The organism is Thermoplasmata archaeon (genome assembly GCA_035632695.1).
In the GTDB taxonomy this organism is placed as follows: Archaea; Thermoplasmatota; Thermoplasmata; order RBG-16-68-12; family RBG-16-68-12; genus RBG-16-68-12.
Window position 1 is genome coordinate 1 of sequence record DASQGG010000015.1, and the last position, 9,059, is coordinate 9,059.

General features: G+C 66.4%; 6 protein-coding genes. 1 reads left to right on the plus strand and 5 read right to left on the minus strand.

The annotated features are described in order from the left end of the window. Positions 1 to 104: 104 nt before the first annotated feature. The 4 genes from VEY12_00820 to VEY12_00835 form a co-directional block, all read right to left on the minus strand. The gene (locus VEY12_00820; GenBank protein ID HYM38674.1) at positions 105 to 1,661 is read right to left on the minus strand and encodes a phosphotransferase; all 1,557 of its coding nucleotides are present in this window, start codon (positions 1,659 to 1,661) and stop codon (positions 105 to 107) included. Continuing rightward, positions 1,661 to 2,806, minus strand: a complete 1,146-nt coding sequence (glgA, locus tag VEY12_00825; GenBank protein ID HYM38675.1) for a glycogen synthase — start codon at positions 2,804 to 2,806, stop codon at positions 1,661 to 1,663. Before glgA (VEY12_00825) ends, VEY12_00820 begins: the two co-directional genes overlap by 1 nt. Positions 2,807 to 2,876: 70 nt before the next feature. Beyond that, entirely contained in the window at positions 2,877 to 4,640 is a 1,764-nt protein-coding gene (locus VEY12_00830) for a hypothetical protein (protein ID HYM38676.1), read from the minus strand. Continuing rightward, positions 4,637 to 6,328 carry a 1,4-alpha-glucan branching protein domain-containing protein gene (locus tag VEY12_00835; protein ID HYM38677.1) on the minus strand — a complete coding sequence of 564 codons (1,692 nt, stop codon included), beginning with the start codon at positions 6,326 to 6,328 and terminating at the stop codon, positions 4,637 to 4,639. The genes VEY12_00830 and VEY12_00835 overlap by 4 nt, the downstream gene beginning before the upstream one ends. 111 nt (positions 6,329 to 6,439) lie before the next feature. Here VEY12_00835 and glgA (VEY12_00840) point away from each other — a divergent pair, with 111 nt between their 5' ends. Next, a complete protein-coding gene (glgA, locus tag VEY12_00840) occupies positions 6,440 to 7,855 on the plus strand; it encodes a glycogen synthase GlgA (GenBank protein HYM38678.1) in 1,416 nt (471 codons plus the stop codon). Between the two features lie 50 nt (positions 7,856 to 7,905). Here glgA (VEY12_00840) and galT read toward each other — a convergent pair whose 3' ends face one another. After that, on the minus strand, positions 7,906 to 8,916 hold the full coding sequence (galT, locus tag VEY12_00845) for a galactose-1-phosphate uridylyltransferase (protein ID HYM38679.1): 1,011 nt from the start codon (positions 8,914 to 8,916) through the stop codon (positions 7,906 to 7,908). Between the last annotated feature and the right edge of the window lie 143 nt (positions 8,917 to 9,059).

The window sequence follows — 9,059 nt, forward strand, 5'->3', positions numbered from 1 at the left end:
GCCGGGATCGGTATTCATCCGGATAGTCCGAACGACTTTGCCGTTGTCGAATCCAACCGCCAGGCGCTGGGTTGAAAGGAAGACCCATCGAATCGCCTGTCAGTTCAGTCAGAGCGGTTGTGCGGGGCCGCGAGAGACAAGATCCCTTCGACCGGGATGAGGAAGTTCGTGGGCCTGTGCTTGAGCTCGTACCGGAGCTCGTAGAGGGCCTTCTCCATGGTCCAGCCCCGGATGATGCGCTCGGCCCTGTCCGGGTCGATCTCGGGATACAGGCTTGTGCGGGTGAGGTATCGCTCCGAGAAACGCCGAACCGCGGCGTCCTCCCATCCTTGCAGTCGCAGTAGCACCTCCAGCAGTCCCGGGGGGAGTTCGTGCGGGCGGAACACCCTCAGCGCGGCGCGGGGCTCTCCCCCCAGGCAGTCTCGCCATGCGCTGTGCTTCACATACGCGAAGGACCGGACCATCGTGGCCACATCGCGCAGCGGCGGCAGTTTCACCGAGCGCTGGCCAGGCAAGCGTTCCGGTTCGCCTTCGAAGTCGACGAAGAAGAGGCATCCGTCCTGTCGCGTGCGAAGCACCTGACCGAGGTGGAGGTCCGCGTGGGTCACGGTCTTCACCGTTCCGACGGATGCTTCCAGAAAACCGAGCACCTTCTCGATCGCCTTCCGATGGTCGAGGAGGAGCTCCCGACATTCGGAGGCCAGGCCCGACGGGAGGTCGCCTCCCTCCCCATGCCGGTGCGCGAGGAGCCGGATGGAATCCGAGAGATTCCTCGCCGCGATGCGATACGCCGCCTGGGCGTCTTCCCGCGTGAAGGGTTCCGCTTGGAAGGGGCTTGGCTTCCGATCGACCAGGGTATCATGGAGGGCGGCGGTGGCCTCGCCCAGCCCGTCCGCGAGGTTCAGCGTGACCTGCTCAACGTGGGTAGACGCGGGATGCGGCGGCCGTAGCTCCTCCCGCCACAGCCCGGTAAGATAGGCGAAGAGATCCTCGGCATCGACCTTCTGCGTCACCACCCCGAGGACAAGGCGCTCCTCCCCTTGCCCCAGGGAAACCTCGCCGAGGAATCGGGGCGTGGAGGCGAAGCCTCGTTGGCGAAGCCGCTCCAAGATGACAGGCTCCCGGTTCTGGGGATCGACGATCTTGTAGCTCTTGAACACGACTTCGGGGCCCGAGGTGGCCATGTGGACGAGGAGGTTCGAGCTGTCGCCTTCGACACCACGCTCCATCGATCGAAAGGCACCGAGGGATTCCCCTCGAAAGTGAAGACTGTCCCCCGCGCGCGTGCGGAGCCGGAGCCCCTTTCGGAGGGCCTCCGTGAGGAACCGCGCATAACTGTCTCGCCGCTCCGCTTCCACGAGGTACCACCGTTCGGGACCGCTCGACAGTTCGAAGGCGCCAGGATCTAGGCGTGCGGTCGCCACCGAAAGCGGGAGATGGAGCAGGACCGAGGACGGGCCTTCCCTGGCGAGGACGACGGCAAGCACCAAGGTTTCGGTGCCCGTCGCAGCGAGCTCGGCCAAGTCCCGCACGACGAGTTCCGAGTGCAGCCCCACGGTCTCGCCGCACCACCGGCGAGAACGAAGCCACATGCGGAAGGCGGCCGAGCGCCGCACGGTGTCCTCGAGGATACCCACCGCGTCCTCGAATCGAGGCGGCATCACGTCAGCGACCGGTACAGCTCGAGGGTCTTCGCCGCAATCCGGTCCCAGGTGAAGTGTTCCAGGACGCGGCGGCGACCTTCCTTCCCCATTCGGGCGGCGAGCGGGGGATCTTCAAGGAGCCTCGAGATCGCGCGTCCGAGCCTCACGGGATCGCCGGGAGGCACGAGGAACCCCGTCTCCTTGTCGACGACGACTTCCTTGATGCCGCCTACCCGCGTCGCGACCACGGGCGTCTCGCAGGCCATGGCTTCGAGATTGATGATCCCGAAGGGCTCGTAGATCGAAGGGCAGGCGAACACGGCCGCCTCGTTGTACAGGCCCACGAGATCAGGATCCTGGAGCATCTCCGGAATCCAGACCACATGCCCCTTGCCGGAGAGGGCGCTGCGGAGCTCCTCCTCGATTGCCGGGGTGTCGGGCTTCCCGGTCACGAGGACGAGGGTCGTATCCTCGGGCACATGGTCCATGGCCTCCAGGAGGTCGAACACCCCCTTCTGCCGGGAGAGCCGGCCGACGAACAGGACGAAGGGCGTCCGGATTCCGAAATTCGAGACGGACCGGCTCCCGTCCCGCGGGCGGTACTTCTGCGGATCGACGCCGTTGTGGATCACGGCGACTCGAGAGGCCGGGATGTCGTAGCATTTCAGGATGTCCCGTTTCATCTCCCGGGACACGGCCACGACGGCGTCACACGCCTCAAGGCCTTCCTTCTCCATCCACGAGCTCAGTTCGTAGCCCGCCCCGAGCTGCTCTCGCTTCCAGGGCCGCAGGGGCTCGAGGGAATGGACAGTGGCCACGAGTCGACAGCCATAGATGCGTTTGGCGAGGGCGCCCGCGAAGTTCGTGTACCAGGTGTGGGTGTGAACCACATCGGCATCAATCGGGTCCGCCACCATGTTCGCGTTGAAGGAGAAGATCTCGAGAGCCTTCGCGACCCGCGGGTCGGGAGGACCCAGGCCGTGGAGGGTCGGGCGGTAGCGTCGGACGCGCACCCCAGGGATGTTGGGCGGCGGCCCCTCCTCGATGGTCCGCACCTCCACCTCGATGAGCTTCGCCAGGGAGCCCGTGATGTATTTCGCATGGACGCCGGCCCCGCCGTAGATGTTGGGCGGGTATTCCCAGGTGAAGACAGTGGCCTTCATCCCATGGCGTAAGCCGGTTGAGCGCCGATGAAGATTCCGGTACGCCCGGCTGGCGGTCTCGCCCCCTCCGTCAAGATAACCGATGCTCGCACCACGCCGGGTTCTCCCATCGGCCGTGGACCTCCCCCGCGATGTGCCCGGTATCCGCGACCACCTCTTCGCCACGGGACGCGGGGATGTCGAGGCTCCGGGGAAGCCGCTCTCCGACGGCGAAGAGCGTCGCACGCTTCACCACGTCGTAGCCGGAACGTTCCGGGACCTCGGACTGAAGGGACTCCAACCACGCTTCCTCCGTGGTCTCCCAGCCCTCGAGACCCTGCAGATCCCCAAAGCCCCAGCGCGCGAACCCCTCGGCGAACTCGATCAGGGCCGCCCGCAGGAGCCGCAGTAGGCGCACGGCAGTGGCGTCGTCCCCCGCGCGGCGGCAGGCCTCGGCCATGTCCACGAGGGCGTGTGCGAGGCACGCGACGTTCTGGAAAGTCACCCGCGTGTCGGGATTGTCCCAGAAGCGAGGGTCCGAGCGGAGGCCCATGAGCATGAAGAGGTAGCTGCGGGCTACGTAGCCCGCGAGCTCAAGGTCCACCCCACCCCGAAGGATCGCGCTCATCGCCGCCTCCAGGTCGAGATCCGCCGCGGAGGTCCCGCAGGCCAGATAGTACGGTCGGAAGAGATGCCGACCGTAGGCAACCGACAGGCGACGCAGGGTCTCCGGGGGCTTCGCCACGCCCTTCTCCTTCAGAACTTTCTGCCCGGTGCGCCGCACGACGGTCTCGATCCGCTCCGACGCGAGGGTGAAGGCGTGCTTCCACAGTTGGGACATCCGCCGGCCGCGGTGGATCCGCGGGACGACGAGCCCGCCCTGGCGGAGCAACCCGGTCCAGCGCGTATCCGAGGTATGTCCCGCTTGAAGGTACTCGTCGTAATCCGACCAGCTCGAGAACTCGACCACGGGGACCACCTCCAACCCCGAAGGAGGCACGGGCGCGCGGACCTCCGCTCCCTGCGCTCGCAGCGTCTGGACGATCGTCTCAAAACGCTCCGCCTGGGCCGGATTCGCGAGGAGGGATTCCAGGTCGCTGGCAACGAAGACGTGGTCCTTCCCGCGGGTCCGGGCCGCGTGGCAGAAGTCGGAGGCTCCCGTCGGGCCGAATGCGAATTCCGAGCTGAGGGGAGGGTCCCGCCCCACCGCGGCAAGGCCCGGCGTGCCGGCCACGGCGGCCCACGCGCCGACGGTCTTGGCCGAGTCGGAGAACTGGCGCGCGTCCAAGAGGAGATGCACCGCGTGGGTCAAATCCGGGAGGCCGTCCTCTCTGGCGGCAGCGGCCCGCGCGACACGCAGGTAGTCCTCGATCGTTTCGCGCGAGAACGCGGCCTCCGGGAGCCAGAGGCCTGGACGGGCCTCAGGGCGCCTGCGGAGGAGCGGCGCGTGAAAATCGATCATCAGCTCGAACAGGACCTCCCGTTCGAACCGGTGAAGGTGCGGGAGGATCGGGTGGAACGGAGGTGTGAGCGCGAGGGCCGCGGACCCGCGGTCATAGGAGCTCCGGACCCGCTGAAAGGTGTCGGGGTCGCGTTGGGCCAGCCACACCAGGGTCTGTGGCTCGATGTCGACCGACGCCGCTCCCGCGGCCCGGTCTACGACCGATTGGAGCCGGCCGTACGTCTTGAGCACCGCGTCGGTCCAGTTCCGTCCGGAGAAGCGGTCCGCTCCCACGGCATGGGACACCGGCGAAACGCGCTCCTCCCAGGACTGGGGCTTCAGCGGATCGGCTTCCCGCCATCGGACGATGTCCCCGGGCTGGTAGCCATGGAAGTGGAATGAGATGGTCGTCATGGACTCGCGGGCTCCCTCGCCCACCACCGCAGATCGATCTCGGGGAAGAGGGAGTCTCGCTCCTCGAGCTGCGAAAGCCGGGTGAGGTCCTCGGAGGAGATCGGACCCTCCGCGGTGCGTCTCGCGATGCCCAGGAGCCATTCGAACGTCTCGAAGTGAAGCCGCGATCTCGCCTCAGCGTAGTCGTGGGCCGCCACCGTGGTGATGAGGAAGGGCCAATCCGAGGCCTCGAGGAGGAGCAGCTCGCGTGCAAGCTGCCGCAGGATCCGCTGGCTCAAGGGATCGGGCGCGTCGCCCGCGGAGCCGAGAGCCTCCGCGAACGCGTCCTCCGCGCGATAAACCAGCTCCCACACCCAGAGGGTGCCATCGTTCAGCCATACCCAGTGGTGCCCCCCCTGTCCCCAGGAACCTTCCGGGAGGCGGACGAGGGACCTCGGGGGATTGTGCTCGAGGTACTCGGACGCAGTCCGGGTGTCGACATCGCCCCGCAGGTCGCGGAGGACCGCCTCGAGCCACGCGAGGCCCTCGAACCACCAGTGCCCGAAGAGCTCCGTGTCGAAGGGCGCGACGACAACCCCCGGGCGTCCCGTGCGATCCCGGTGGTCCGCTAGGGTTTGCCGCACGAACCCCGTGAAATGTTCCGCGTGGGCCCGCACCCGGGCTTCTGCATCCTTCGGCTCGTAGGGAAGCTTCGCCTCGAGCGGCAGGCGCCGGTCCGTGATGCGCCAGTAGCGCAGCCCACCCGCTCTCTTCTTCCGGTGGAACTCGAGATACGCCCCGTCCCCCGGGTAGCCGTAGTCCGCACTCCAGACCTGGACGCTGGTACCCGGGTCTCGGGCCAGGACCGCGACCTGCGGACGCCCGCGCTCCGCCCGGAGGACGTGCGCTTCGTTGGGCGAGAACCCTCGGGCAGGCGCCGTCGCGTCGAGGCGCCTCTCCTCGAAGCGATCGTCGTACGTGCCGAGAGGCACGCCGCCGACCACGAGATGCGTGTCCACGAAGAAGTACCGCAGGTGGTGGCGGGCGAGTACGTCTTCCAGACCGGGCCGAGTCCAGGATCGCGGCGGTCCGACCGGCCTCGACCAGGGACCGCGAGGCCGGTACGCGCATTCGGGAAGCCACACGCCCCGCGGTGCCCGCCCGAAATGCCGTTGATAGGAGGAGATGCCGCATCGAATCTGCGCGGCCACGGATTCGTCGCGGCCCAGGAGCGGCAAGTATCCATGGGTCGCGGCGGAGGTGATGATTTCGATGAGGCCCGCATCCTGAAGGCGACGGAACCCCGCGACGAGGTCGCTCCCGAGGCGTGCCTCAAAATCGGTTCGGATTGTCCGGTAGAACGCGGACCACGCGACGGCCTGACGTTCCGCGGGCGTGTCCCCTTGCACGTGGAAGTCCTCGCGGTCCCGCTCGGCCTGGCCCCGCCGTTCCTCGAGGTAGGTCAGGAAACCTTCTCGGAACCTCGGGGAGACCAGGCTCTCCGTGAGCACGGGGGTCATGCCGAGGGTCAGGCGGACATCAGGCGCCTCGGTGGCAAGACGGTCCAGCATCTGCAGGAGCGGCACGTAGCACTCCGCGGCGGCCTCGTAGAGCCACGATTCCCCGTGGGGCCACCGACCGTGGCCCAAGACCCAAGGAAGATGGGTGTGGAGGACGAAGACGACGGATCCCATCGGATTGTCGACCATCGTTTCACCCAAGGAAGGCAGGCGACGTTGATCTCCCGGGGCGACCCGGGCCATGCGGGAAAGCCCCTACGCACATTTGAATACACGACCCTCTTTGGACCACCGGGTTCTATGAAAGTTCTTTTTGCAGCAGCGGAAGCGTACCCCCTTGCGAAAGTCGGCGGCCTCGGCGACGTGGCGGGGAGTCTGCCCAAAGCCCTCCGGTCTCTCGGCCATGATGTCCGGATCGCGCTGCCCCGCTACGGAATGATCCGTGGCACGGGAGAGGATTTGGGTGCCTTTCCGGTTCGGATCGGGGGCACCACCCAGGAGGCGCACCTGCTCACATCAAACATCGATGGCGTACCCGTGTACCTCGTGGACAAGTCGGACCTGTACGACCGGCCGAAGGTCTATGAATACGAAGACGACGGCAAGCGGTTCGGGTTCTTCTGCAAAGCGCTCCTCGACCTCTTGCCTGCCGCGGACTTCTGGCCCGACGTGATTCACTGCAATGACTGGCACTCCGCCCTGGCCCCCGCGTTCCTCCGGACGCTGTATGCGGGCGACGAGCGCTACCGCACGATCCGGACGGGCTTCACGATCCACAATCTCCAGCACCAGGGACTGTTCGGTCGGGACCTGTTCGAATGGACGGGGCTGCCGCCGGAGTCGTGGGGGCCCGAGGGCGTTGAGTTCTACGGAAAACTGAACTTCATGAAGGCAGGTATCGTCTACGCGGACCGTGTCAGCGCAGTCAGCCCCACCTATGCCCAGGAGATCCAGACCAAGGAGTGCGGGGACGGCCTCGAGGGTGTCCTGAGCTCTCGCGGCTCAAAGCTTTCCGGCATCCTCAACGGCATCGATTACGACGTGTGGAACCCGGCCCGGGACGCCCAGATTCCCCACACGTACACGAAGTCGACGATCGACGGGAAAGCGAAAGACAAGCACGCCCTGCAGAAGGAGACGGGGCTTCCCGCGGACCCGAAGGCCCCTCTGCTGGGCATGGTCTCCCGAATCACAGAACAAAAAGGGCTCGATGTCCTTCTTCCGGCGCTCCCGGGCATCCTCGAGCTGCGTGCCCAAGCGGTCATTCTGGGCACCGGGGAGAAGAAGTACGAGGACCCCCTCGCGGAGCTTGCCGAGGGCGCGAACAACCTCGTGGCGTACCTGAAGTACGATGAGGCCCTGGCGCACCGAATCTACGCGGGTTCCGATTTCTTCCTCATGCCCTCCAGGTTCGAGCCCTGCGGGCTAGGGCAGATGATCAGCCTGCGGTACGGGACCGTGCCCATCGTGCGCGCGACGGGCGGGCTCGTGGACACCGTGACCGACGTGACCCAGGATCCGAAGAAGGGGAACGGGTTCGTGTTCGCGGAGTACACGCCAGAAGCCCTTCTGGACGCGACCCGCCGGGCCGTCGGGTTCTACCGCAGGCGGCGTGGCTGGAAGGGATTGCAGCAGAGGGCCATGGCCTCGGATTTCTCCTGGAAGAACTCCGCGGCCCAGTACGCCCGGTGGTACGAACGGGCCCGGGGCGGGTAGGGCTCGAGGATGAAGCCGATCGGCTTCGGCACGTCGTTCGCCGGGGCCGCCTAGCCGTGCAGGATCGAGGCGGCGTCCTCCGGCATCACCGGGTTGATGTAGAACCCGGTTCCGCGCTCGAACCCCGCGGTCTCCGTGAGCCGCGGGGTGATCTCCACATGCCAGTGGAACTTGACCTCCTTGCGATCGCAGGGCGAGGTGTGGATGAAGAAGTTGAAGGGAGGGTCGTCCAGGATATGATACAGGCGACCGAGCACGTCCTTGATCATCGACGCCAGCGGGGCGCGCTCGTCGTCGGTGATGTCCTCGAAGGCCATCTCGTGGGACTTCGGCAGGATCCAAGTCTCGAAGGGGAAACGGGCCGCGTAGGGCGAGATCGCGACGAACGATCGATTTTCGGACACGATCCGCCGCTCCTCCTCCAGTTCGGTCTCCACGACCTCGCAATAGAGGCACGAGCCGCCGGTGGCCTCGTAGAATCGATGGAGCGCGTTCACCTCCTCGAGGAGGAGGCGCGGGATGATGGGGGTTGCGATTAGCTGGGAGTGGGGGTGCGAGATCGAGGCGCCGGCCCGTTCTCCGTGGTTCTTGAAGATGAGGATGTACTTGAACCGCTTGTCCCGGGTGAGGTCAACGTACCGCTGCTTGTAGGCGGTGATTACCTCCTGCATCTGGAAGTCGCTCAGGGCGGAGACGTTGCTCTCGTGCTCGGGTGTCTCCACGATGACCTCGTGGGCGCCGATGCCGCTCATGCTGTGGAACAGCTGGGTCACATGACGGTGGAGCTCGCCCTCGATCTGGAGGGCGGGGAAGGCGTTCGGGATGCACCGGATCCACCATCCGGGGGTGTTCGCGCTGCCATCCTTCCGGTACGCGAGGATCTCCGGGGGCGTCATGGACTCATGGCCGGGACAGAAGGGGCACTTCGCCTTTTCGGTGGGTCGCGTCTGGGTGTGAAAGTCCGTGGGCCGCTTCGAGCGGGCCGGGGAGAACACCACCCAGGTGTCCGTCACGTAGTCCTTCCGGAGTTCGGGCATGGGACGCCTGTAGGGGACGGCCATCGATGAGGGCCTCCGTATTTTAGGGTTGTGCCGTGTCCCATTCGGTTCGGACGCTGACTGGCTCGAATCTCGCGAGATCAAGATTCGGTCCCCGGGTCGAGCCCCGACACGGACGCTTCACTCAGCTCACGAGGCGAGCCGCC